Genomic DNA, 21,187 nt, shown 5'->3' on the forward strand with positions numbered 1-21,187 from the left:
TGCGACAGGGCCGCTAGTTTACTATTTTTATTATGTTAGGGGTCTTATGGATGTCGGACTGAATTCGGAGCAGTTGTCGCTGCGCGACACGGTGCGCGACGTCCTACGCACCGAGTGCCCGCCCGACGCCGCCCGCCAGGCGATGACGGATCCGGAGCGGTGGCGCACGCTGTGGAAGACGGTGGTCGATCTCGGTTGGACGGAACTGGCCGCGCCCGGGGCCGGCGACTACGGACCGGTGGAGCTCGCAGTAGTGCTCGAGGAATGCGGTGCCGCCATCGCGCCGATCCCGCTGTTGAGCAGTGTCGGCCTGGCCGCCGGTGCGCTCCGGGGCACAGGTCTCGAGGCGATTCTCGACGACATCGCCGGCGGCGCCGTCGCCACCCTGGCCGTGCACGCCAGGGGATCTCGGCTGCCCGGGGTGCCGATGACCCTGCGCGGCGGACGCCTGCGCGGACGCGCGGTCGCGGTCCCCAACCTGACCCGCTCCGAGCTGCTCGTCACGCTAGCGCGCGCCGACAGCGGCCCTGATGACACGGTGGTGGCGGTCGCGCGCTGCGGCGACGGGGTGACCGTGATCGGGGGCGAATCGACGGATCCCGCGCAGCCGCTGGCAGAGGTCGAGGTCGACGCCGAGCCGTTGGCAACCGCGCCCGTCGATATCGAAAGCGCGTTGACGGCGCCGTTGGTGGCCGCGGCAGCCGACCTGGTAGGCACGGCGAGCGCAGCCTTGCACCGCGCCGTGGAGCATGCCAAGACGCGTCGTCAGTTCGGCACCCCGATCGGCGCGTTCCAGGGGATCAAGCATGCGCTCGCCGACAACTACGTCGGGCTGGAGCGCGCCCGCAGCCTCACCTACGCCGCAGCCGCCCGGCTCGGCGATCCGGCCACCACGCCCGCGGACGCCTGGACCACTGCGGCGCTCGCCAAGGCGGCGGCCGGCGATGCGGCCGCCAATTGTGCGAGAACCGCGGTCCAAGTGCACGGAGCGCTCGGGCAGACCTGGGAGCACGACGCCCACCTCTATGTCCGCCACGCCTGGCAGGCCGCCGCGATGCTGGGCGACAGCCGCGTGCTCTATCACGAGGTGGGCCGCCGTTTCGCGGGAGGCGCGGCATGACCGCGGTCATCGACGAATTCGGCGCCTGGTTAAGGGAGTTTCTGCCGAAGGACTATTACGAGAATTATCGCGAGTACCGCTGGGACCTGAAGCTGCGGCGCGATTACCAGCGAGCGGCCTTCGAGGCCGGATGGATACAGCCGACCTGGCCGCGCGAACACGGCGGCCGATCGCTGGGTCTGCGCGATGCGATGGAGGTCCGGCTCGAGGCGGCGCTGCGGTCCGCGCCCAAGCTGCCCAACATCGCGGGCCCCAATGTGGCCGCACCCGGCATCCGTCAGTTCGGCACCGCCGCCCAGATCGACCGCCTGCTGGCTCCCCTGCTGCGCGGTGACGAATGGTGGGCGCTGGGCATGTCGGAACCGGAAGCCGGATCCGATTTCGCCGGCCTGCGCACGCGCGCCGAACGCGACGGAGAAGTGTTTCGGGTCAACGGCCACAAGATCTGGACCACCCAAGCCCACGAGTCGCGGTGGTGCACCCTGTATGCCCGCACCGATCCGGAGGCACCGAAACATCGGGGCATTTCCTGCCTGATCCTGGACCTGCATTCGCCGGGGGTGCGCATCGAGCCCATCCGGATGGCGTCGATTTCCGACGAGACATTCTGCGAGGTCTTCCTCGACGATGTCGAAGTTCCGATGGAAAACCTGCTGGGCCCGCTCCACGGTGGGTGGAACGTTGCGCTGTCGTCGTTGCACCACGAACGCCAGATGATCTGGATCATGAACTGGGTCGAGATCAAGCGTGGACTCGAATCGGTACGCAGGGCACAGCCGACCGCGGATATCTGCACCGAGCTCGGTTCCCTGCTGGCCGATGCCGAAGCGTTGCGGGCCACCGGATACCGCGCCCTGGGCAACGAATTGGCGGGCCGACCGAGCCCCGAAGCAGACACCATGAAGCTGCTGGGATCGATTACGTTGCAACGGGTTTGGGAGCTTGCTGCCGTTGCCCAAGGAACAGAGTCGCTCAGCGACTCGGATCTGATCTTCGAACGCCAGGACGCGCTGGCCGCGACCATCTACGGCGGAACGTCGGAGGTCCAGCGCAACATCATCGCCGAGCGGCTGCTCGGGCTGCCGAAGGGATGACGACGATGGATTACGACCTCGGCGACGACGCCGCAGAACTGCGAAACCACCTGCGGGAGTTGGTATCCAACCACATCCCCGCCGACTTCCTGGGCGCCTGTACCGAGAACCCGCAAGATCTCGCCACCACCGAGACGTTCTGCAAATTGCTGGCCGCCGAAGGCCTGCTGGCGCTGGCGTGGCCGAAAGAGCATGGCGGCGGCGGTGGTTCGGTGTGGCAGCAGACGGTGCTGCGCGAGGAGATGTGGGCCCAGCACGAGCCCCGCGGTCCCCAATACATGGGGATCAATTGGGTGGGCCCGGCACTGATGCGCTACGGAACCGCCCAACAGAAGGCCAGGCACCTGGCCGCCATCGCCGCCGGCGACGTGATCTGGTGTCAGGGTTTTTCCGAGCCGGAGGCCGGTACCGACCTTGCCTCGTTGCGTACCCGCGCCGTGCGGGACGGCGACGGCTGGCGCATCACCGGACAGAAGGTGTGGACGTCGTATGCGTTGATGGCGTCCTGGTGTGTGCTGGCGGCCTGCACCGATCCCGAGGCCCCAAAGCCCAAGCGGCTCACGCTTTTTCTGATTCCGATGGATCGGCCCGGCTTCACGGTCCGGCCTATCGGGTCGATGCTGGGGCCGCATCACCTCAACGAGATGTTCCTCGACGACGTGCAGGCGTTCCCCGATGATGTTCTCGGCGAGGTCGGCGACGGCTGGCGGGTCATGCGCGAGGCGCTGGCATTCGAGCGTGTGGGCATCGCCCGCTACGCGCGCTGCGAATCTTTGCTCGACCGGATGAGCACCCTGCTCGGCGACGATTGGGGCGCGCTTCCCGAATCGCTTCGCTCGCGGTGGGTGCGGGCGCTCGTCGATCTACGGGTCGCCCGGCTGCTGGCCTATCGAGCCGTGTCGCTGCAAGATGACCCGGCGGCGGGCGCGGCGGCCAGTGCGGCCCGCATCGCCACCACGACGTGCGACCAGCAGGTCGCCGAGCTACTTTTCGACGTGTTGGGCCCGGTCGCGCTGGACAGCGGTGCCGGCGCTGCGCTGCACGGGGCGATCGAAGACCATTGGCGTTACGCGCAGGCCGCCACCGTGGCATCGGGCACCATCGAAGTGCAGAAGATGTTGGTGGCCAGGGACGTGTTGGGAGAACACCGGTGAAAACTGATCTGCCACAAGACATCAGCGACTTCGCTGCGGTCGCGGCCAAGCGGCTGGGCCGACTGGGCGGGCCGCAGGCAGCGTTGCGCGCCGAAACCGACGATGGCATCCGCGACGCGGCGCGCACGGCCCTGGCCGAGGTCGGCGCGTTCGAGCTCGATGTCCGATCGGCGCCCGACGACCTGCTCGCCGCGGCCGTGCTGTGCCGCGCCGCCGGCGCTACCGCGTTGCCCTATCCCCTCGTCGAAGAGTTACTGGCGATCGACGGCGCCCGCCTTGCCCTGGTCGACCCCGCTGCGCCGCGCATCGACCATGGCGACCTGCCCGGTGACTGGATCGCCGCCGACCTCGACGGCACCCGATACCACCCGCGGCCGGCTTCGCGGACCAACGCCAAGCTCGGCCCGTTCCTGGTGCCCGCTTCCCTCGGTGAGCCCGATGGAACTGTTCCGGCCGGCGACGTTAACCTTCATCTCGTGCTGGGATCATGGCGGATTCTGGGATCGGTGCAGCAGGCGCTGCAGATCGTCACCGATCATGTGCGTGCCCGCATTCAGTTCGGTAAGCCACTGGCGGACTTTCAGGCCGTCCGGTTCGCCGTGGCGGAGGCCGCGGTCGCGGTGCGCGGACTGCACGAGTTGGCGAAATTCACCATCTGCCGTCCGGAATCGCTACCAACAGAGGTCCGTTCGGCGGACGCGCTTGTCCTTCGGCTCAAGGCGTCCGACGCCGCGCGCCAAGTGCTACGCACCTCGCACCAACTGCTCGGCGCGCTGGGCTTCTGCGATGAGTCCGATGTCAGCGTGCTCGACCGGCATACCCAGCCGCTGATCCGTCTGCCGCTGAGCGCCGAGGCGCTCGCGTTGCGCCTCATCCCGGGCATCCCGGACGGCTCCTTCGAGACACTGTTCAGCGGGCCGGTATCGGCGTGAGCGCGCCGGCGACGATGCAGTGGGGGCACCGCCCGCTTGCGGGGGACGAAGCGATGAGGAGGAGCGGCGCTCGTGACTAAGCCTGCGGCGGCCGAGGTGGCGGCCAACCCGCTAGCGGACGGAATCCCCTTCGGAACCAAACTTCAACAGCTCGCCGAACAGCGTCGTGACGACATCGGGGTGACGGTCGTCGCCCTCGACGGCACCGCGCAGTCGCTGAGCTTCGGTGAACTCGACGCCCGCGCCAATCAGTGGGGCCGCGCACTGGCCGCCTACGGCGCGGAGACGGGTTCCCTTGTCGCGCTGGCGATCCCGAACTCGATTCACCTGGTGCTGGCCACCCTGGGGTGCTGGAAGATCGGCGCCGTTCCCATCCCCATGCACTGGGACCTGCCCGAGTGGGAGCGAGACAGAGTCCGCGAGGTGATCAACCCCGCGGTCGTCGTGGACGAGGTGAGTCGGTGGCGCCTCGAGGCGCAGGCGGCGGGCGAATCCGCCGGCGCGCTGCCCGAGGCGGTGTCCCCCAATGTCAACGGAATCTGCAGTAGCGGTTCGACCGGGGTACCGAAAGTGATCCTCAGCCTGGCGCCGTCGCTCTGGACCCCCCAGCACGGCGAGCCGTTCCTGTCGAACTGGACGCCGGTCGCTCAGCCACAGACCATCATGGTGCCCGCGCCGATGTATCACACCAACGGCTTCGCCACCTTCTTCTTCCTGCTGGCCGGCGACCGTTTGGTGGTGCTGGAAAAGTTCGATGCCGCACTGGTTCTCGATGTGATCGAACGCTTCAAGGTCACCAACTTCACCGCCACGCCGACGATGCTGGCGCGCATCGCGGCCCGGCCGGAAGTCCGGGAGCGGGACCTGTCCAGCATCGTGTTCATCCTGCAGGGCGCCGCCGTGATGCCGCCGTCGCTCATGCATACCTGGTTCGAACTGCTGAGCCCGCAGCAGATCGTGTCGGCATACGGCATGACCGAAAACCTTGGGCTCACGGCCTTGCGCGGCGACGAGTGGCTCGCCCACCCGGGCAGTGTCGGCCGCGGCTTCCGGGATACCGAAATCCGGATTCTCGACGCCGGAACGAAACAGCTTGGCCCCGGTGAACACGGCGAGATCTACCTGCGCGCACCGATGAGCGCGGGATCGCGCTATGTGGGCGGCGCGGCGCCGCTACCGTCCACCGAAGACGGCTTCCGCTCCGCCGGCGACATCGGCTACCTGGACGAGGACGGCTACCTCTACATCGTCGACCGCCGAGTCGACATGATCGTCACCGGCGGCGCGAATGTCTTTCCGGCGGAAGTCGAGTCGGCTTTAGCGGGACATCCCGACATCGCCGACGTCGTCGTCATCGGCCTTGCCGACCCGCAATGGGGACGCCGGGTGCACGCGGTGGTGCAGCTCGCCGGCGGTGCGGCGCTCACCGAAGAGCAGGTGATCGAGTATGCGAAGACCCGGCTCGCCCACTACAAGGCCCCCAAGACCATCGAGTTCGTCGACGCGATTCCCCGCACCGCGGCGACCAAGGTCAATCGCTCGGCGATGATCGAGGCCCGGGGCGGCTGAGAGGACCGGACTCTGGAATGGTCAGCCGACCGGTGTGATCCCCGAGCTCGAGATGGTGAAGCCGCGACCCGAAACGACGGTACATGTCACCCCGCCGGTCTCCGACCGGCATGTGAACGGGCCGGCTCCCATCGTCTGCCCGTAACCGAGGATCGGAGTGCCCTCCGCCGGATTCGCCAGACAGCTCTCCCCCGCGCAGCGGGACAGGCCCCCACCGGTGTCCATCCGTACGGACGCCGGTGGCGACAAGGTGAAACAGAACGTTTCGTCGGGTAGACCGCGACGCTGGTAGTCGATCTCGCAGCTGATGTTGCGTGACGGGGACAGGAAAGCCACGTAGTTGTCCTGATCGGCGGCGGCCAACGGCGTGAACGCCTGCGGCGCAAGAACGGTTCCGGCGCCGCCCAGTACGGTTGCTGCGGCGGTCAGCGCTTTTCTCAACACATGCCAACCGTGCCACAACGAGGCAACCGGCGGACCGATTTATCGAATCGGTTCGTCACCGAGCACGGTCGTGCGCAGCATCTCGCGTTGCGAGGTGGGGTCGTAGGGGGCCGCGCGGTGGAGCACTCCCCGGTTGTCCCAGATGACGGTGTCGCCCACCGACCAGTGGTGGCTGTACACCTGGTTCGTTCTAGTGGCGCGCTCGAGCAGCTCCTCAAGCAGCGCTCGGCCCTCGTCGAGATCCATGCCCACCACGTAGTCGGCCGACGCGCCCAGCACCAGCGATCTGCGGCCGCTGCGGTGCGTCCACACCAGCGGGTGTTCATGGGTGCGCCGGGATCGCCAGCGGGCCACCTGTTCTGGCGAGGCGTCAGGATGGGCGCGCCGCTGAGAGGCCTCCAGCGAGTGCACGACGCGAAGCGACCCGAAGCGATCCTTGTCTTCTTCGGTCAGTTCGTCGTAGGCGGCATAGGAGTTGGCGAATTCGGTTTCGCCACCCCACTCGGCCACCTGCACCGCCGACAGGACGGTGGCCTTCTGCGGGCACTCGTCGTCGAGCGGCGTGCATCCATCGATGTGCCAATCGAACGTGGCCTTCAAGATTTCCGCCGAGGAGTTCTTGGCCGGGTTCAGTGAGATGGGATAGATGCCGGCGACCGGGTGATGGCCGTCGGCGGAGTGATCGACCTCGCCCAGTAGACGACAGAACCTGACCTGGGCCTCTGGATCGAGCTGCAAACCGCGGAAGACCAGGACTCCGTTGTCCTCCAACGCATCCAAGACCGCCTCACCGACCGGGTCGTCGGAAGCCAGGCGGCCCGGATCGAGGCCGCTGACCTCCGCGCCGACGGACGCGGTGAGCTTGTTGATGGTGAGCAGACTCATGGCCTGTCCTTCCTGATCAATGCCTTGCCGTTAGGGCGACGGCTCGACGGTGCGGATCATGACCGCGTCGGCGGCACTGACGGGCGCGGGCTGATGCATGATCTCCACCGCCATCGCGACCATGATCAACGAATAGATCATGTGCAGCAGGTTGAGCGCATCGTCGGGCAGGTTGTCGAGCGGGAACTTGTCGCAGTATTCGATGGCCTCTTCAAGCCGTGGGAAGAACGCGTCGTAGAACTCGCGCATCTCGGGCATCGTGCTGGCGATTCGGGCGTTCCAGCGTTCGGTTTCGGTTGCCAGGCACCACTGTTGGGCGTACTTCTCCAATTCGGCGAAGGCGCTGGGCAGCATGGCGTCTGACACGGGTTCACACTCCTGCCGGCGCCGAAGCAGATTCGCGCTGGTACGCGTCGACCCAGTCGGTGACGACCTTGTGCAGGTGGCGTACCAGGATTTCTTGGTCGCTGAGTGGAAACGCATCGACGATTCCGTATTCCAGTGCGGCCTGCGTGCCACCGAGCATCCCCGCGTCCTGCAGCGCAAACTCCTTGAGCACCACCGACGCCACTTCGTGTTCGATGCGTTCGCGCACGCTGCGGGCCGGGTGGAAGTAGGTATAGGCCTCGAAGCGATGCGTGTTGTGTGAGGTGGGCCAATACCGGTAGAGCAGATACCAGCCGCCGTAGATCAATATTTCGATGTTGGGGAAGATCTGGAAATTGCTGATGCCCCATGGCTCGATGCCGCCCGGGTTGAGGCCAGGCGGTAGCGCACCGATATCCGGTGTGCGCCACGGGCCGACCAGCCCGCTCTGGGTGGTCCGCTCGATCGGATACATGTACTCGGGAGGCAGCAGCCACCGCCGCCGCCCGGCGGTCGACACCAGCCGGTGCGGACCGTCGAGCTGGAAGTGCCCACAGGTGAATCCGGCGTTGGGGTCGCGCACGTCGGGAGGCACTTGTTGCGGATGCAGCGAAGGTACGTGGTAGTACTCCTGAAAAGCGTCGGCGAAGATCTTCCAGTTGCTGTTGTTATGCGCCACCCACTCGTAGCGTTCGGTCAATTTCTCGAACGGGTACCCGTCGAGACCCGTGACCATAGGCCCGAGGAATTCGCGCAGGCTCTGTCGGGGTTGGGCGTCGAAGTTGATGAAGACGAACCCATTCCAGACGTCACAGTGCACGGGTCGCAGCCCGTAGTCGGACGGGTCGAGGTCGAAGAATTCGGATTCCTGCTGCACGAATGTCAACGCCCCCTCGAGGTCGTAACGCCACCCGTGGTACTTGCAGGTGAATTGCCGGCAGGTGCCTCGGGTTTCCTGGGCGGGAAAGTCGTTCCACACCAGCTTGTTTCCCCGGTGACGACAGACGTTGTAGAAGGCGCGGATGCGTTCGTCTCGCGCTTTCACCAGAATGACCGAACTCCGGACCACCTCGAGCTCTTTGGTGAGGTAGCTGCCGACGCGGGGCAACTCCTCGACCCTGGCGACGTTCAGCCAGGCGCGTTTGAAGATCGCTTCGCGTTCGAGCTCGTAGAACTCCGGGGACGTGGAGTCGCCGAATGACACCGGGCCGGTGCCCAGTTCGGGATAGTGCTCGGTCCAGGATCCCTCCGGTGGCCTGCCCGATCGCGTCATCTGAACCTCCTGATCGACGTCACAACACCGCTCCGCCGTTGACGCCCAAAACCTGGCCGGTGATGAATCTGGCTTCCTCCGAACACAGGAATCCCACCGCAGCGGCGACGTCAGCCCCGGTGCCCAGATAGCCCAGCGGGATGTTGGCGGCGATCTGGTCGTTGGACGGCAGGTAACCGGCCGCCTGCCCCTGATGCTGCATCGGCGTTTCGATGCCCGACGGCGGGATGTTGTTGACGGTGATCCCGTGCGAGGCATATTCGCGTGCAAGCGATTTGGTCAGGGTGATCACACCGCCTTTGGACGCCGCGTAATGGGCGGCGAACGGTGAGCCACGTTGAGCGCTTGACGACGAGATCATGACGATCCTGCCCCAATTCGCATCGACCATGTCCGGGAGCGCAAGTTGGCAGCAATGAAACGTCCCGGTCAGATTGACGTCGATGATCCGCGCCCACGATTCGGCGGTGATGTCGGCGAAGGCCGAAAAGCCGAACAGCCCGGCGCTGGTCACCAGCACGGTGACCGGGCCCAACTCGCTGCGGACCTTGGCGAATGCCTGCTCGAGCGCGGGCCGGTCGGTGACATCGGCACCCACTCCGATCGCGGTGACACCCTCGGCACGCAGATCCTCGGTGACACGCTGCGCCGCTTGCTCGTTGACGTCCAGGACCGCGACCTTGTGTCCCCGCCGGCCCAATTCGTGGCAGGTGGCTTCGCCCATACCCGAGGCGCCGCCCGTCACCACGGCCACCCGGCTCATCGACTGCGCCCCATTGCGGTTGTTCTCCCCTTCACTCGTAGACCACGCGTACGGTGCGGCTGGTCGGCAACGCCTGGCAGGTCAGGACCCACCCGTCGTCCACCTCGTCGTCATCGAGTGCGTCGTTGTTGAGCATTCGGGCGCTGCCCTGCGTCAGCCGCGCCATGCAGGTTGCGCAGGAACCGGTTTCGCACGAGGACGGCGCGGCCAAGCCCGCCATGCGGGCGGTCTGCAGCAAGGTATCGCCCGCACTGTAGGGCACCGTCGTGGCGCGCCGGTCCAGCTCTATGGTCACTTCCTCGGTCACGACCCCGTCGCTATCGTGCGACCCCGACGCGGCGGTCGCTCTGGGCTCTGGCATCTCTCGAACAGTATCAACTACTTGCGATTAATATCAAGTACTAGAGAATCGGCCCTAGTTCTCCACGCGGTCGTTGAAAAGCTCGTGGCCGGTGCCCTTTTCGACCACGCGGCCCAGCAGTTCACGCAGGGTTTGCTGCTCCTGCTCGCTGAGGACACCGAACACCTCTTCGTGAGCGGCGATCGCGTCGTTGACGACCGTTGCGGCGACTTTGCGGCCCTCCCCCGTGAGGTAGGCCTGCAGAATGCGGCCGTGCTGGGGATCGCGCTTTCTTTCCACCAGGCCGCGGCGCTCCAGCGCGGTCAGCGCGAGCTGAACCCCCTGCGGGCTGATCAACAGGCGGCGGGCCAGTTCGGCGCCGGAAAGGCCGGGCTCATTGGCGAGTTGGCGCAACACGCCGATCTGGGCAGTGCTGACACCGTGCACTCGCATCGCGTCGTTGATGGTGGTCAGCGAGTAATAGAAAGCCTGCTTGAGCAACCACAGGATGTTATCGGTGAGTTCCATGGTTGCCTCCCTGTTTGAAAACCTCGCCGCCCTTCATGACAAACGGCACGTCGAGTGTGGCGTCGATGTCCTGCGCGGGATCGCCGGGTACGGCGATGATGTCGGCGAGGTAGCCGGGCGCCAGTCGGCCCAGTTCTTCGTCGGCATCGATGAGCTCCGCGGCCACGACCGTGGCCGCCCGGATCGCCTGCATCGGCGTCATGCCGCGCTTCACCAGCGCGCCCAGCTCCTTGGCGTTGTGGCCGTGCGGAATCGCCGGCGCGTCGGTGCCGCACGCGATCCGCACTCCGGCGGCAATCGCCCTCGGCAGCATGGCTTTCGCCCGCGGGAACACCTCTTCGGCTTTCTTGCGCAGCTCCGGTGCGATCCGGTCGACCGCCATCGCCTCGGTCAGATACGTGGTGGAGACCAGGAAGGTGCCGTGGTCGACCATCATCTGGATGGTCTCGTCGCTGGCCAGGAATCCGTGTTCGATGCAATCGATGCCGGCCCGGATGCACGCCTGGATCGCGCTGTCGCCGACGGCGTGCGCCGCCACCCGCACGCCGGCCCGGTGGGCTTCGTCGGCGATCGCGGCGAACTCGGCGTCGGAGTACTGCTGGGCTCCCGGGGCCGTGCTGTGGGACATGACCCCGCCGGAGGCCGACACCTTGATCAGCTTCGCCCCGTGGCGAATCTGGTAACGGACACAAGCGATCACGTCCGGGACACCGTTGGCGATGCCCTCGGCCACCGACAGCGGCATGATGCCGGGCGCGAGCCGCTGGAAAACCGTCGGATCCAGGTGTCCGCCGTAAGGGGTGACGGCGTGGCCGGCGGGATAGATGCGGGGGCCGGCGTGCCAGCCCTGGTCGATGGCGCGCTGCAGCGCAACGTCGAGCAGGTAGCCGCCGGTCTTCACCATCAGCCCCAGGTTGCGCACGGTGGTGAAACCCGCCTCCAGGGTGGTGCGCGCATTGACCGCACCACGCAAAGTGCGATAGGCCGGATCGTCCTGGACACCGTGCATCGGCGACGGCAAGCCCTCCGGCCCACCGGGGCCGCCGATCAGCAGGTTGAGTTCCATATCCATCAGGCCCGGCAGCAGCGTCACGTCGCCCAGGTCGATGACCGTCGCCCAATCCGGCACGCCGCCTTCGGGATTGATGGCGGCGATGCGCTCACCCTCTACCACCACGACGGCGGGTGAGCGAACCTGGCCGTCGATCACGTCACCCCACCGCGCCGCCCGCAGGACGGTGGTCATGGTACGGGCTCGGACACGCAATCCAGGGTGGACGCACCGGAGTCGGGCACCCGCGGTTGCTTCCAGCACTCCACCGGAAACGACACCATGATCATCGAATACAGCAGATGCATGAGATTCAGCACATCATCGGGCAAGTCGTCGAGGGAGAACTTGTCGCAGTACGCGAGGGCCTCTTCCGCGCGGGGCGTGATCGCGTCGTAAAAGGCCTTCATCTCCGTCATCGTGCTCGCCAGCCTCTTGGCGTAGCGCTCCGGTTCGGAAGGCAGACACCAGTCCGTGAATTGCTCCAGGTCGGCGAATTCGGTTGGCAGCATGGGAGACATCGCGGTCACACCCCCGCCGTAGCGGTGCGGCGATACCGATCGATCCACGCCGCGGTTTCCTTGTGCAAGTGCCGGAGCAGGATCTCCTGGTCGTTGAGCAGGAACCGATCGATGACCCGCGACTCGATCATGCTCTGAGTCGCCTCGAGCGTGTTCGCGTCCTGCAGGCCGTATTCCTTGAACGAAACGGCCGCGAGTTCCTGGGCGACGCGTTCGCGCGGAGTGCGCGGCTGCGCGAAATACAACGTCCCCTCGAAGAGGTGGGAGTTGTAGGAGGTTGGCCAGTAGTGGTACGTCAGATACCAACCCTGTCCCCAGAACAGGATCACGAAGTTGGGGAAGAGCTGGAAGGAGTCCAGCCCCCACGGATCGCATTTCGCCGGGTTGAGCCCGGCGGGCATCTTCCCGAGATCCGGCTTGTCCCATGGACCGAACAGGCCGCTCTGGCAGATGTCCTCGATCGGCTTGCGCATCTCCGCCGCCATCTCCCACGCCCGCACTCCCGACGTGCTGACCAGCCGATGCGGGCCTTCCAATCGGTAATGCGGGGCCTCAAAACCGGCCTCGGCGGCCGCTTTTGAGTAGGCGGTTGGCGACTGGTTCGCGTGTAGCACGGGGGCGTGATAGAACTCCTGGAACGCGTCCATGTAGAGCTTCCAGTTCGCCTTGACCTCCGAGCGGTAGTGCCAGCGCGAGGTCATCCGGTCGAACGGATACCCCTCCAGCGCGGTGACCATCGGCCCGAGGAACTCCCGCAGCGACTGTTCGGGATGCTTGGCGAAGTTGACGAAGATGAAGCCTTCCCAGACCTCGCAATGCACCGGCACCAACCCGTAGCGGCTCTTGTCGAGGTCGAAGAACTCCTCCTCCTGCTGCACGAACGTCAGGTTGCCGTCCAGGTCGTACCGCCAGGCGTGGTATTTGCAGGTGAATTGGCGGCACACACCGCTGGTCTCCTCGAGCGGCATGTCATTCCACACCAACTTGTTCCCGCGGTGCCGACACACGTTGTGATACGCCTTGATCTCCCCGGATCTGGTGCGCACCAGGATGATCGAGGTGTTGACGGCCTTGAGCTCCTTGGTAAAGTAGCTGCCAGTACGCGAAAGACGTTCAACGCGACCAACATTGAGCCAGGCGCGCTTGAAGATGGCCTCTCGTTCCAACTCGTGGATTTCCGGGCTGATGGAATCCTCATACGAGACCGGTCCGGTTCCCAGCTCGGGATAATGCTGCGTCCAGCTGCCCTCCGGCGGCTTGGGGAATCGAGCCATGAACGCTCCTATCCGATCCGATGTCACACGGGCCGCCCGACGGCCGGTTCACTCCGAATGGCCGCGCGGCCACCGGTTTCAGTGATTCCGCAGGACCCCGTCGGGGCCGACGGTATATGCTCCACGACATAATCGCAAGTAGTTGATATTGCCGATGGGAGTCTTTCGATGGAGCAAGACCATGGGTTGCGGATCGCTCCGGGCCGCTCGGTGCTGTCGCACGGTGGGGTATTCGAGGTCATATCCCCACACACCGAGGAATCCATCGCCGAGGTGGCCGCTGCCGAACCCGCGGACGTCGAGGCGGCGGTCAAGGCCGCACGCGCGGCGATCGACTCGGGAGCCTGGAGCCGCACCACCCCCGCCGAGCGGATCGCCGCGATCCGGGGACTCGCCGACGCCTACGACCAGCGGCGCGCGGAGATGGCCGGCATCATCACGGCCGAGATCGGCGCTCCCATCACCTTCGCCCAGCGCGCCCAAGTCGGCCTGCCCGCGATGATGATGCGCGCATTCTGCGACCTGGCCGAGCGCCACACCTGGAAGGAGTCGCGCCGCGGCTTCTTCGGTGCCGACGTGCAGGTGCACAAGGAACCCGTTGGCGTCGTCGCCGCGATCGTGCCGTGGAACATGCCCCAATTCCTCATCACCACCAAACTGGTGCCCGCGCTGCTCGCCGGGTGCGCGGTCCTGCTGAAGCCCGCGCCCGAATCACCCTTGGACGCATTGCTTTTGGCGCAGATTCTCGATGAAATCGACCTGCCGCCCGGCGTGGTCAGTTTCCTGCCCGGCGACAGCGCCGTCGGCGAACTCCTGGTGTCGCACCCCGGGGTGGACAAAGTGTCGTTCACCGGATCGACGGCCGCGGGGCGGGCCGTGGCGGCCGCGTGCGCGGCGAACCTCACGAAGGTCAGTCTGGAACTCGGCGGCAAATCGGCCGCCATCGTCCTCGATGACGCCGCACCCGAGACGGTCGCCACCGGAGTGCGGTCGGCCAGCCTGTCGAACAGCGGGCAAATCTGCAACGCCTTGACCCGCCTGCTGGTCCCCCAGCACCGACACGACGAGTATGTCGACGCACTCGCAGCGGAGATGACCAGTCTGCGGGTGGGTGATCCCAGCGACCCGGGCACCCAGCTGGGCCCGCTGGTGTCCCGCCGCCAACAGAATCGCGTCCGCAATTACATCCAGATCGGCCAGGACGAAGGCGCGCAGCTCGTCACCGGCGGGGCTCACATGCCAGACGGCCTCGACCGCGGCTGGTACGTCGCGCCGACCCTCTTCGCTTCCGCCGATAACGGCATGCGCATCGCCCGCGAAGAGATCTTCGGCCCCGTGCTCACCGTCATCCCCTATCGCGACGAGGACGACGCGGTCGCAATCGCCAACGACTCCGACTACGGCCTGGCCGGATCGGTATGGAGCGCTGACACCGAGCGGGCTCTGTCGATCGCCGCCCGGGTGCGCAGCGGCACCCTCGGGATCAACCAGGGCTACACCATGGACCCGTTCGCTCCGTTCGGCGGTGTCAAGGGCAGCGGCTACGGTCGGGAACTGGGACCCGAGGGAATCGAAAGCTACCTGGAACCCAAGTCCATCGCGATTTCGACGTAATCCTCAGTCACACGCCGGGTTTCGGATCGCCCATCGGCACGGCGCAAAGGTCATTGCGGCGCCCGGGCCGATCGTCAACCCGCCGACGGCGCCGAGGCCTGCTCCATTGCACGAACGCGCTTGAGCATTCCTTTTGCGGCTCGCATCGACAACGCGGGCGAGAGCCGCTCGAGGTACCAAAACGCCTTCCACCACGCGGGCACCACGATGATCGCGTCTCCACGCAACACGGCGCGAAGCGCTCGCTCGGCAAACTTTTCAGGCGCCAGCGGGTGCAGCCGCTCCCACATATCGAGGATTTCCTCGTTGCTGATGCCCGCCATATCAGTCCGTCCGTACTTGCCGCCGGTAAGTATCGGGGTCCGGATCACGCCGGGGCAGAGCACCGAGACCTGCACCCCGTGGCGCTCGGCCTCTAGCCGCAACGATTTCGACAACGCGACGACGGCGTGTTTGGTGGCGGTGTAGCTTGCCTGGCCCGCGGTCGTCATGAGACCGGCCATGGAGGCCGTGTTCACGATATGACCGGAGTGCTGCCGGATCATGATCGGATACACCGCTTGGATACCGTGCACGACACCGCGCAGGTTCACGTCGAAGACGTCGTTCCAGTCGTCGAGCGTGTACTTGTCGACCTCACCGGCGACTCCGATGCCGGCATTGTTGAACAAGTAGTCGATCCGCCCGGATTGCTGCAGCGCCTCGGCCGCGGCGCGCTCAAACGATGGGTAGTCGCGCACATCGAGCTCGATCGCGTGCGCTTTACCACCGCCGCTGTTGAGGCGTTGTGCGAACTCCCGCGCAGGGCCGATCTGCCGATCGGCGATCCAGACCTCGGCGCCCCCGTCGACCAGCGCGGTGGTCAACGCCGCGCCGATGCCGGACGCGCCGCCGGTGACGAATGCAACCTTCCCGGACACGCTCGCTGTCATTCCAGCAGCCTAATCCCTGAATCGCGGCTGGTAGAGCGGATCGTGACAGCAGGCCGCCGATACGACGCGCGCCTGCCCGGAACCACGAACGGGACGGAAACCACGGTTTCTCGGATACACCGGGTGCCCACGGTAACCTCATTCTCATGGCGCGCACCGCGCCAAGGAAGGGGACGAATCGCTCATGACCGACCTTGGCGACGACGTCGAAGTGACCCGCGGCGACCGCTTCATCAAGACGGCCGTCGAGATATTGGGCGAGACGGGACGCACCGACTTCACCGTGCAGGAGGTCGTCGCCCGCTCCAAAACGTCGCTGCGCGCCTTTTACCAGCATTTCAGCAGCAAAGACGAGCTGTTGCTCGCGCTGTTCGACCGGACCATCGCCCAGTCGGTTCAGACGTGGCGCGCCGAGACCGACGGGCTGGACAGCACCGCGGCGCTGAAGCTGGTGATCGATCGCATCAGCCAGCAACCGGAATCGACCACCCAAGACAGCCTCAATCGCGCGTTGACCCTCTATAACCAACATCTGGCCGAGACCCGTCCACGCGACTACGCCCGAGTGCTCTCACCCATGCATCGACTCATTCGCGACATCGTGGGCCAGGGCATCACCGAGGGCGTCTTCAACCCGGGAGTGGACGTCGGGGCGGCGGCCGCCATCGTCATGCAGACGGTGATGGGGGCACAGCGATTGCATTGGCTGGGAACGGAATTGAACGGAGCTCCGGTCGACGTCGGTCAACTGTATGACTTCTGCAGTCGCGCTCTGGGTATCCGGGACGGCGACGAAGATTCGAGCACGCCGTCGCTGAGCGAACTGTTCGCGCAGATCGGCATGCGTCCGGGAACCCGCGATGGCGAATTCGCGATGACGATGCCGGTCAGCCCGGCCGTGGTCAACACTTCCGGCGCACTGCAGGGCGGCCTGGTCGCGACACTCGTCGACGTGGCGGGCGGACAATTCGGGCTGGACTACCTGCAGCCGGACACCACGATGACGACGGCGGACCTCTTCATTCGTTACCTGCGCCCGATCCGGCAGGGCTCCGCCTTCGCCGTGCCCCGGATGCTGCGGTCCGGGCGACGGGCGATGGTGATGCAGGTGGACATCTACGGCGAGGCCGACGATGAGCTCGCCGCGACCGCGACGGTGAATTTCGCCATCATTAACGGGGCGACGCCGAAGCTTCCCAACTGGCCGGACGCTTAGCCGCCGACGACGAACGTCACGCCAGCGCGGCGACCGAGCCGACTGGTGGCGCTACACGCGACGGGGCCAAAGTGGTAACGTCATTACCACCTACAGAGAACCCGAGTACTTCCGCAAGGAGATCGCCATGCCGTCTCGCGAACTTTCCTTCCCCGTGTTCGACGCGGACAACCACATGTACGAGCCGCAAGAGGCGCTGACCAAGTACCTCCCCGAGAAGCGCAAGAACGTCATCGACTACGTGCAGGTGCGCGGTCGCACCAAGATCGTGGTGCGCGGCCACATCAGCGAGTACATCCCGAACCCGACCTTCGAGAAGGTCGCCAAGCCGGGCGCCCAGGAGGACTACTTCCGCAACGGCGCGCAGGGCAAGAGCTACCGGGAGATCCTGGGCGAACCGATGAAGGCCATCCCCGCCTTCCGCGAACCGGGCGCGCGGCTGGAGGTCATGGACGAGCTGGGCATCGACTACGCCCTGATGTTCCCGACCCTGGCCAGCCTGGTCGAGGAGCGCATGAAGGACGACCCGGAGATGACCCACGACGTCATCCACGCGCTCAACGAATGGATGTACGAGCAGTGGTCGTTCAACTACAAGGACCGCATCTTCGCCACCCCGGTGATCACCCTGCCCATCGTCGAGCGCGCGCTAGAAGAACTCGAATGGGTATTGGAGCGCGGCGCCCGCACCGTGCTGGTCCGCCCGGCGCCCGTGCCCGGCTACAAGGGCAGCCGGTCGTTCGGGCTCGAGGAGTTCGACCCGTTCTGGCAGGCCTGCATCAAAGCCGAGCTTCCGGTCTCGATGCACGCTTCCGACAGCGGCTATTCGGAATTCGCGAACGTGTGGGAGCCGGGCGACGAGTTCCTGCCGTTCAAGCCGACCGCGTTCCGGAGCTTCGCGATGGGCCACCGGCCGATCCTGGACGCGATGGGTGCGCTGGTCTGCCACGGCGCGCTGTCTCGCAACCCCGAGCTGCGGATCTTGTCGATCGAAAACGGCGCCGACTGGGTGCCGGACCTGTTCAAGGGCCTCAAGGGCGTCTACAAGAAGATGCCGCAGTCCTTCAGCGAGGATCCCATCGAGGCGTTCAAGCGCTGCGTCTACATCACCCCGTTCTGGGAGGACCGGTTCACCGAGATCGTCAAGATGGTGGGTACCGACCGAGTGCTGTTCGGCTCGGACTGGCCGCATCCCGAAGGCCTGAAGGACCCCATCTCCTTCGTCGACGAGCTCACCGACTTCGACGAGGCGGACATCGCAAAGATCATGGGCGGCAACCTGATGAAGCTGATGAAGGTGTCGGCGCCGGCGAAGAAACCCGTCTCGGCCTGAGGTGTTCGGCGCACACCCTGCAGCGCCAAATTCTTCCTCCCAGCGGGCCGAGCGCGATGGCGCCGATGAAACTGGGTACCCGCCCTTGCGGGATCAGAGGGACGGGAGGACAGATGAGCGTGGCATCGGAAGGCCGGGCACCGGTCAGCATCGACGCCGACGTCGAGTTTCTCGCCGAGGAAATTGCGGCCCTCCAGGCTTTGGGTCGAAAGGATTCGGTCGACGACGGCGAACTTTACGACTTCAGCGTCCGTTGGGGCGCGGCACTGGCGGGGCGGCTACCCCGCCTGGTGCACTACAGCTCGCTCGGTCTGCTCGATGACACGGACGAGCGCCGGTTCCGGTCGCTATGTGAGGATCTCCGCGGGGTTTCCGGTATCGCCGAAAAGTTCGGGCTGCCGCGCCCGGCGCTGCCCGGCGATCAGATCGCGCCGGCAAAGGGACGCCGCCGCCTCAGGACGCGGTCGCGTTCTCCGAAGCCGAGGTTCCCAGGCTGAGAAAGTCCCTCTCCGGCAACACGATTCCGGTGCGCGGCTTCGGACAATCCGGATTGCGGCACGTCAGCGCCACCATGTAGGCGTCGTCGTCCTCGTTGAGGAACAGAAATCCCAGATATAAGGCGTGCCCGACCTCGAACTCGGTTCCGCCGCACGCCTCGCAGTGACCGCCCTTGGCGGAAATATTTCCCATAACACGATGCTGCGCAGCGGAATTCAGGGCGACGAGTTCCGGCCGCACCATCGGATCGCCATCGGTCATGTCAAATCTCCACGTCTTTGTCGTAGTGGACATGGTCCTCACGCCAGCCACCCAGACCTTTACCGATGCCGGAATAATCGTTGATGAACTCAATCCCGTTGATCCACTTGACCATCTTGAATCCGACCTGCGTCTCCACCCGCAATCGCAGCGGTGCGCCATGTTTGATGGGCAACGGCCGCCCGTTCATCTCATACGCCAGCAGCGTCTGCGGTTTGTAAGCGAGTTCGAGGTCCATCACCTCGTAGAACTGGCCCCCCGGTCTCTCTGCCGCGGGTTCGTCACGCCCAGTCTCCTGCATGCTGAGGAAGCAGATGTATTTGGCTTGCGGCAACGGCCGCACCACATCCGCCAGCTGGGTCAGCAGAATTCCGCTCCACTCGCCGATACTGGTCCAGCCTTGCACGCAGTTGTGCATCGTCCGCTGCGTCTGCCGCTCGCCCAGCGCCCGCAACGCGGCCAAGTCCAACGTCACTGGATTTTCGACGAGCCCACCGACCGGTAGCCGCCAGTCGACGAAGTTGTGGACCGCCATCACTTTGTATTCCGCACTGGCGGGTGGCTTTCCGTTCACCCGGTGATCTTTGGTCAACTTGCGGACCGGATAGTCCTGCCGGGAGTTCAGCGGACGCAGCAAGAGCAGCCGGGCACCGGTAACCACGGCGCCGAGTATGCGGTGCACCTGCACGGGATGGCGGAGGCTCCATTTGGTGGCGGCGACGTGGACGGCGACGATCGCTCCGATGATCATCAGCGACCACGCCGTCGCCCAATTGATGTTGCGCACGGAGCCGAAGATCATCGACGCCGTCAGTTGGCCCCAGCCCCAGAAGAAGATCATCGACAGGTGGATCAGGATGAAGACGACAAAGGCCACCAACCCCAGGAAATGCAGGCTTCGAGCCCACTGCCGGCCGCCCCACATCCGCACATACCAGGGAAAGCGCGCCTCGATCGCCGGCGACTGCGCGGCCCCAGTCAGGATCTGGAATGGCGCGAGGATGAACACGACCCCCGCATAGGTCAGCTTCTGAATGGCGTCCAACGGCTCGCCGGGGAGCAGCGGCGGCAGGTTGAACGACATGTACGTGACGATGTCATTGGCCGCCTCGGGAAAAATCGACCACGAATAAGGCCAGTATCGATGCCATTGGCCAGTCGCGAATAGCAGGACGTAGTAGGAGAACCCGAGCAGAATCCAGCAGATCACCGTGAAGAAGTGCCAATGCCGACCCATACCCAATTTCTTGTGACCGGGCAGCGCAACGAGCGAGCTGTAGGACTCTTCTTCGTCGAGGGTGTCGTATAACCGGTTGCGCGGCATGACCTTGCGGGTGAAGCGCGCCCATTCGCTGCCAGGTTTGCTGTCGTCGTGCCAATACAACTTCGGGTGGGTGCCGAGGATCTCGATGCCGCTGCGGATGATCAGGGTGACGAACAGGACGTTGAGCCAATGGTCCACTCGCAGCCACGCCGGGTAGTCGAGTGTCGTCATGCCTGGGCTCCAGTCAGTCGTACCACTGCTGCCGTTGCGGGTAGGCCACGTTGACGCCGGACAGCACCGTCGTGTGCACCGCGATGAACGCGGCGGCGAACACCAAAGCGAATGTGCCCGGCGCCAGATCCCATCGGCCGGTCAGCGACTCCAGCCCCGGCAGGCTGACCCAGCGGCTGACCAGGTAGACCGCCAGGAAAGCCAGGCAGACCAAGCTGCCGAGGTACCACCCCGCCTGTGGCACACGCGGTTTGAAGGCGAACATCATCGCGGCCGCGGCCGTCAGGCAACAGACTGCCAGCAAAGCCGAGTAGACGGCGAAGGACCAGGGAACGCCCGGTTCCCTGATCCAAACGTAGGCATGCACCGCCACCAGGCCCACCAACAGCGAGCCGCCCAACGCGGTCACCGTTCGCGGCAGGTTGAAGGCAACCCAGCCGTTCAGGGTGAGCACCGGTGAGGTCACGATGCTTCGCCAAATCGAGATCGACCGCCGCGGGACGACATTGACCATGCGAGCGTGG

22 protein-coding genes and 2 pseudogenes are annotated in these 21,187 nt (G+C 65.6%); 10 read left to right on the top strand and 14 right to left on the bottom strand.

Annotated elements, in window-relative coordinates; translation table 11 throughout:
* The first annotated feature begins 46 nt into the window (after positions 1 to 46).
* The 6 genes and pseudogenes from A5758_RS08280 (at position 47) to A5758_RS08300 (ending at position 5,869) form a co-directional block, all read left to right on the top strand.
* Positions 47 to 1,120, top strand: a complete 1,074-nt coding sequence (locus tag A5758_RS08280) for an acyl-CoA dehydrogenase family protein (RefSeq protein WP_067211366.1) — start codon at positions 47 to 49, stop codon at positions 1,118 to 1,120.
* Complete coding sequence (locus A5758_RS08285) at positions 1,117 to 2,214, top strand: acyl-CoA dehydrogenase family protein (RefSeq protein ID WP_067738780.1); 1,098 nt, start codon at positions 1,117 to 1,119, stop codon at positions 2,212 to 2,214. Before A5758_RS08280 ends, A5758_RS08285 begins: the two co-directional genes overlap by 4 nt.
* Positions 2,211 to 3,368: an acyl-CoA dehydrogenase family protein gene (locus tag A5758_RS08290; RefSeq protein WP_197503809.1), complete on the top strand. Its 1,158-nt coding sequence runs from the start codon at positions 2,211 to 2,213 to the stop codon at positions 3,366 to 3,368. The genes A5758_RS08285 and A5758_RS08290 overlap by 4 nt, the downstream gene beginning before the upstream one ends.
* Positions 3,365 to 4,300 carry an acyl-CoA dehydrogenase family protein gene (locus A5758_RS08295; protein WP_067211359.1) on the top strand — a complete coding sequence of 312 codons (936 nt, stop codon included), beginning with the start codon at positions 3,365 to 3,367 and terminating at the stop codon, positions 4,298 to 4,300. Before A5758_RS08290 ends, A5758_RS08295 begins: the two co-directional genes overlap by 4 nt.
* Position 4,301: 1 nt before the next feature.
* A pseudogene (locus A5758_RS25670) lies at positions 4,302 to 4,376 on the top strand (16S rRNA (guanine(966)-N(2))-methyltransferase RsmD); the annotation flags it as partial.
* Positions 4,373 to 5,869 (top strand): class I adenylate-forming enzyme family protein, encoded by a 1,497-nt coding sequence (locus A5758_RS08300; protein WP_067738782.1) that lies wholly within the window; start codon positions 4,373 to 4,375, stop codon positions 5,867 to 5,869. The pseudogene A5758_RS25670 and the gene A5758_RS08300, both read left to right, overlap by 4 nt.
* Before the next feature lie 21 nt (positions 5,870 to 5,890).
* Here the strand turns inward: A5758_RS08300 and A5758_RS08305 are convergent, their stop codons facing one another.
* From A5758_RS08305 to A5758_RS08350, 10 genes and pseudogenes are all read right to left on the bottom strand, one after another.
* Positions 5,891 to 6,313, bottom strand: a complete 423-nt coding sequence (locus tag A5758_RS08305) for a hypothetical protein (protein WP_231987252.1) — start codon at positions 6,311 to 6,313, stop codon at positions 5,891 to 5,893.
* Positions 6,314 to 6,352: 39 nt separating this feature from the next.
* Positions 6,353 to 7,198 (bottom strand): TauD/TfdA family dioxygenase, encoded by an 846-nt coding sequence (locus tag A5758_RS08310; RefSeq protein WP_067211353.1) that lies wholly within the window; start codon positions 7,196 to 7,198, stop codon positions 6,353 to 6,355.
* A gap of 30 nt (positions 7,199 to 7,228) precedes the next feature.
* Positions 7,229 to 7,552 carry a hypothetical protein gene (locus A5758_RS08315; protein ID WP_067738785.1) on the bottom strand — a complete coding sequence of 108 codons (324 nt, stop codon included), beginning with the start codon at positions 7,550 to 7,552 and terminating at the stop codon, positions 7,229 to 7,231.
* 16 nt (positions 7,553 to 7,568) lie between these two features.
* Complete coding sequence (locus tag A5758_RS08320; RefSeq protein ID WP_067738787.1) at positions 7,569 to 8,837, bottom strand: aromatic ring-hydroxylating dioxygenase subunit alpha; 1,269 nt, start codon at positions 8,835 to 8,837, stop codon at positions 7,569 to 7,571.
* A 19-nt stretch (positions 8,838 to 8,856) separates the two neighbouring features.
* On the bottom strand, positions 8,857 to 9,600 hold the full coding sequence (locus A5758_RS08325; protein ID WP_067738791.1) for an SDR family NAD(P)-dependent oxidoreductase: 744 nt from the start codon (positions 9,598 to 9,600) through the stop codon (positions 8,857 to 8,859).
* A gap of 31 nt (positions 9,601 to 9,631) precedes the next feature.
* Positions 9,632 to 9,898: pseudogene (locus tag A5758_RS08330) on the bottom strand (2Fe-2S iron-sulfur cluster-binding protein); the annotation flags it as partial.
* Positions 9,899 to 10,015: 117 nt separating this feature from the next.
* Complete coding sequence (locus tag A5758_RS08335) at positions 10,016 to 10,468, bottom strand: MarR family winged helix-turn-helix transcriptional regulator (RefSeq protein WP_067211336.1); 453 nt, start codon at positions 10,466 to 10,468, stop codon at positions 10,016 to 10,018.
* Positions 10,452 to 11,714 carry an amidohydrolase family protein gene (locus A5758_RS08340; RefSeq protein ID WP_067738794.1) on the bottom strand — a complete coding sequence of 421 codons (1,263 nt, stop codon included), beginning with the start codon at positions 11,712 to 11,714 and terminating at the stop codon, positions 10,452 to 10,454. The genes A5758_RS08335 and A5758_RS08340 overlap by 17 nt, the downstream gene beginning before the upstream one ends.
* Positions 11,711 to 12,049 (bottom strand): hypothetical protein, encoded by a 339-nt coding sequence (locus tag A5758_RS08345; protein ID WP_197503834.1) that lies wholly within the window; start codon positions 12,047 to 12,049, stop codon positions 11,711 to 11,713. Before A5758_RS08345 ends, A5758_RS08340 begins: the two co-directional genes overlap by 4 nt.
* Positions 12,046 to 13,314 (bottom strand): aromatic ring-hydroxylating dioxygenase subunit alpha, encoded by a 1,269-nt coding sequence (locus A5758_RS08350; protein ID WP_067738797.1) that lies wholly within the window; start codon positions 13,312 to 13,314, stop codon positions 12,046 to 12,048. The genes A5758_RS08345 and A5758_RS08350 overlap by 4 nt, the downstream gene beginning before the upstream one ends.
* A gap of 168 nt (positions 13,315 to 13,482) precedes the next feature.
* On the opposite strand from A5758_RS08350, the gene A5758_RS08355 reads away from it, so the two are divergent.
* Entirely contained in the window at positions 13,483 to 14,928 is a 1,446-nt protein-coding gene (locus A5758_RS08355) for an aldehyde dehydrogenase (protein ID WP_067738799.1), read from the top strand.
* A gap of 74 nt (positions 14,929 to 15,002) precedes the next feature.
* Here A5758_RS08355 and A5758_RS08360 read toward each other — a convergent pair whose 3' ends face one another.
* The gene (locus tag A5758_RS08360; protein ID WP_067738802.1) at positions 15,003 to 15,860 is read right to left on the bottom strand and encodes an SDR family oxidoreductase; all 858 of its coding nucleotides are present in this window, start codon (positions 15,858 to 15,860) and stop codon (positions 15,003 to 15,005) included.
* A 184-nt stretch (positions 15,861 to 16,044) separates the two neighbouring features.
* On the opposite strand from A5758_RS08360, the gene A5758_RS08365 reads away from it, so the two are divergent.
* The 3 genes from A5758_RS08365 (at position 16,045) to A5758_RS08375 (ending at position 18,906) form a co-directional block, all read left to right on the top strand.
* Positions 16,045 to 17,076, top strand: coding sequence for a hotdog fold thioesterase (locus A5758_RS08365; RefSeq protein WP_067738805.1), 1,032 nt, complete (start codon positions 16,045 to 16,047; stop codon positions 17,074 to 17,076).
* A 127-nt stretch (positions 17,077 to 17,203) separates the two neighbouring features.
* Positions 17,204 to 18,409, top strand: a complete 1,206-nt coding sequence (locus A5758_RS08370) for an amidohydrolase family protein (RefSeq protein ID WP_067738808.1) — start codon at positions 17,204 to 17,206, stop codon at positions 18,407 to 18,409.
* A 113-nt stretch (positions 18,410 to 18,522) separates the two neighbouring features.
* Entirely contained in the window at positions 18,523 to 18,906 is a 384-nt protein-coding gene (locus A5758_RS08375; RefSeq protein WP_082939621.1) for a hypothetical protein, read from the top strand.
* Here the strand turns inward: A5758_RS08375 and A5758_RS08380 are convergent.
* From A5758_RS08380 to A5758_RS08390, 3 genes are read right to left on the bottom strand one after another with little or no spacing between them, the layout of a single operon-like run.
* Complete coding sequence (locus A5758_RS08380; RefSeq protein ID WP_067738811.1) at positions 18,863 to 19,168, bottom strand: hypothetical protein; 306 nt, start codon at positions 19,166 to 19,168, stop codon at positions 18,863 to 18,865. The genes A5758_RS08375 and A5758_RS08380 overlap by 44 nt on opposite strands.
* Before the next feature lies 1 nt (position 19,169).
* The gene (locus A5758_RS08385; RefSeq protein WP_067738814.1) at positions 19,170 to 20,663 is read right to left on the bottom strand and encodes a molybdopterin-dependent oxidoreductase; all 1,494 of its coding nucleotides are present in this window, start codon (positions 20,661 to 20,663) and stop codon (positions 19,170 to 19,172) included.
* 13 nt (positions 20,664 to 20,676) lie between these two features.
* Positions 20,677 to 21,177, bottom strand: a complete 501-nt coding sequence (locus A5758_RS08390; protein WP_067738818.1) for an oxidoreductase — start codon at positions 21,175 to 21,177, stop codon at positions 20,677 to 20,679.
* Positions 21,178 to 21,187 lie beyond the last annotated feature (10 nt).

This window comes from Mycobacterium sp. 852014-50255_SCH5639931, assembly GCF_001665605.1.
GTDB classification, from domain to species: Bacteria; Actinomycetota; Actinomycetes; order Mycobacteriales; family Mycobacteriaceae; genus Mycobacterium; species Mycobacterium paraffinicum.

Bases quoted from the DNA above. Each gene is read 5' to 3' on its own strand.
- A5758_RS08335 (WP_067211336.1), bottom strand. From the start codon at position 10,468: ATGGAACTCACCGATAACATCCTGTGGTTGCTCAAGCAGGCTTTCTAT.
- A5758_RS08375 (WP_082939621.1), top strand. From the start codon at position 18,523: ATGAGCGTGGCATCGGAAGGCCGGGCACCGGTCAGCATCGACGCCGAC.
- A5758_RS08370 (WP_067738808.1), top strand. From the start codon at position 17,204: ATGCCGTCTCGCGAACTTTCCTTCCCCGTGTTCGACGCGGACAACCAC.
- A5758_RS08310 (WP_067211353.1), bottom strand. From the start codon at position 7,198: ATGAGTCTGCTCACCATCAACAAGCTCACCGCGTCCGTCGGCGCGGAG.
- A5758_RS08380 (WP_067738811.1), bottom strand. From the start codon at position 19,168: ATGACCGATGGCGATCCGATGGTGCGGCCGGAACTCGTCGCCCTGAAT.
- A5758_RS08340 (WP_067738794.1), bottom strand. From the start codon at position 11,714: ATGACCACCGTCCTGCGGGCGGCGCGGTGGGGTGACGTGATCGACGGC.
- A5758_RS08280 (WP_067211366.1), top strand. From the start codon at position 47: ATGGATGTCGGACTGAATTCGGAGCAGTTGTCGCTGCGCGACACGGTG.
- A5758_RS08290 (WP_197503809.1), top strand. From the start codon at position 2,211: ATGACGACGATGGATTACGACCTCGGCGACGACGCCGCAGAACTGCGA.
- A5758_RS08315 (WP_067738785.1), bottom strand. From the start codon at position 7,552: ATGCTGCCCAGCGCCTTCGCCGAATTGGAGAAGTACGCCCAACAGTGG.
- A5758_RS08350 (WP_067738797.1), bottom strand. From the start codon at position 13,314: ATGGCTCGATTCCCCAAGCCGCCGGAGGGCAGCTGGACGCAGCATTAT.
- A5758_RS08365 (WP_067738805.1), top strand. From the start codon at position 16,045: ATGACCGACCTTGGCGACGACGTCGAAGTGACCCGCGGCGACCGCTTC.
- A5758_RS08355 (WP_067738799.1), top strand. From the start codon at position 13,483: ATGGAGCAAGACCATGGGTTGCGGATCGCTCCGGGCCGCTCGGTGCTG.
- A5758_RS08320 (WP_067738787.1), bottom strand. From the start codon at position 8,837: ATGACGCGATCGGGCAGGCCACCGGAGGGATCCTGGACCGAGCACTAT.
- A5758_RS08285 (WP_067738780.1), top strand. From the start codon at position 1,117: ATGACCGCGGTCATCGACGAATTCGGCGCCTGGTTAAGGGAGTTTCTG.
- A5758_RS08360 (WP_067738802.1), bottom strand. From the start codon at position 15,860: ATGACAGCGAGCGTGTCCGGGAAGGTTGCATTCGTCACCGGCGGCGCG.
- A5758_RS08325 (WP_067738791.1), bottom strand. From the start codon at position 9,600: ATGAGCCGGGTGGCCGTGGTGACGGGCGGCGCCTCGGGTATGGGCGAA.
- A5758_RS08390 (WP_067738818.1), bottom strand. From the start codon at position 21,177: ATGGTCAATGTCGTCCCGCGGCGGTCGATCTCGATTTGGCGAAGCATC.
- A5758_RS08385 (WP_067738814.1), bottom strand. From the start codon at position 20,663: ATGACGACACTCGACTACCCGGCGTGGCTGCGAGTGGACCATTGGCTC.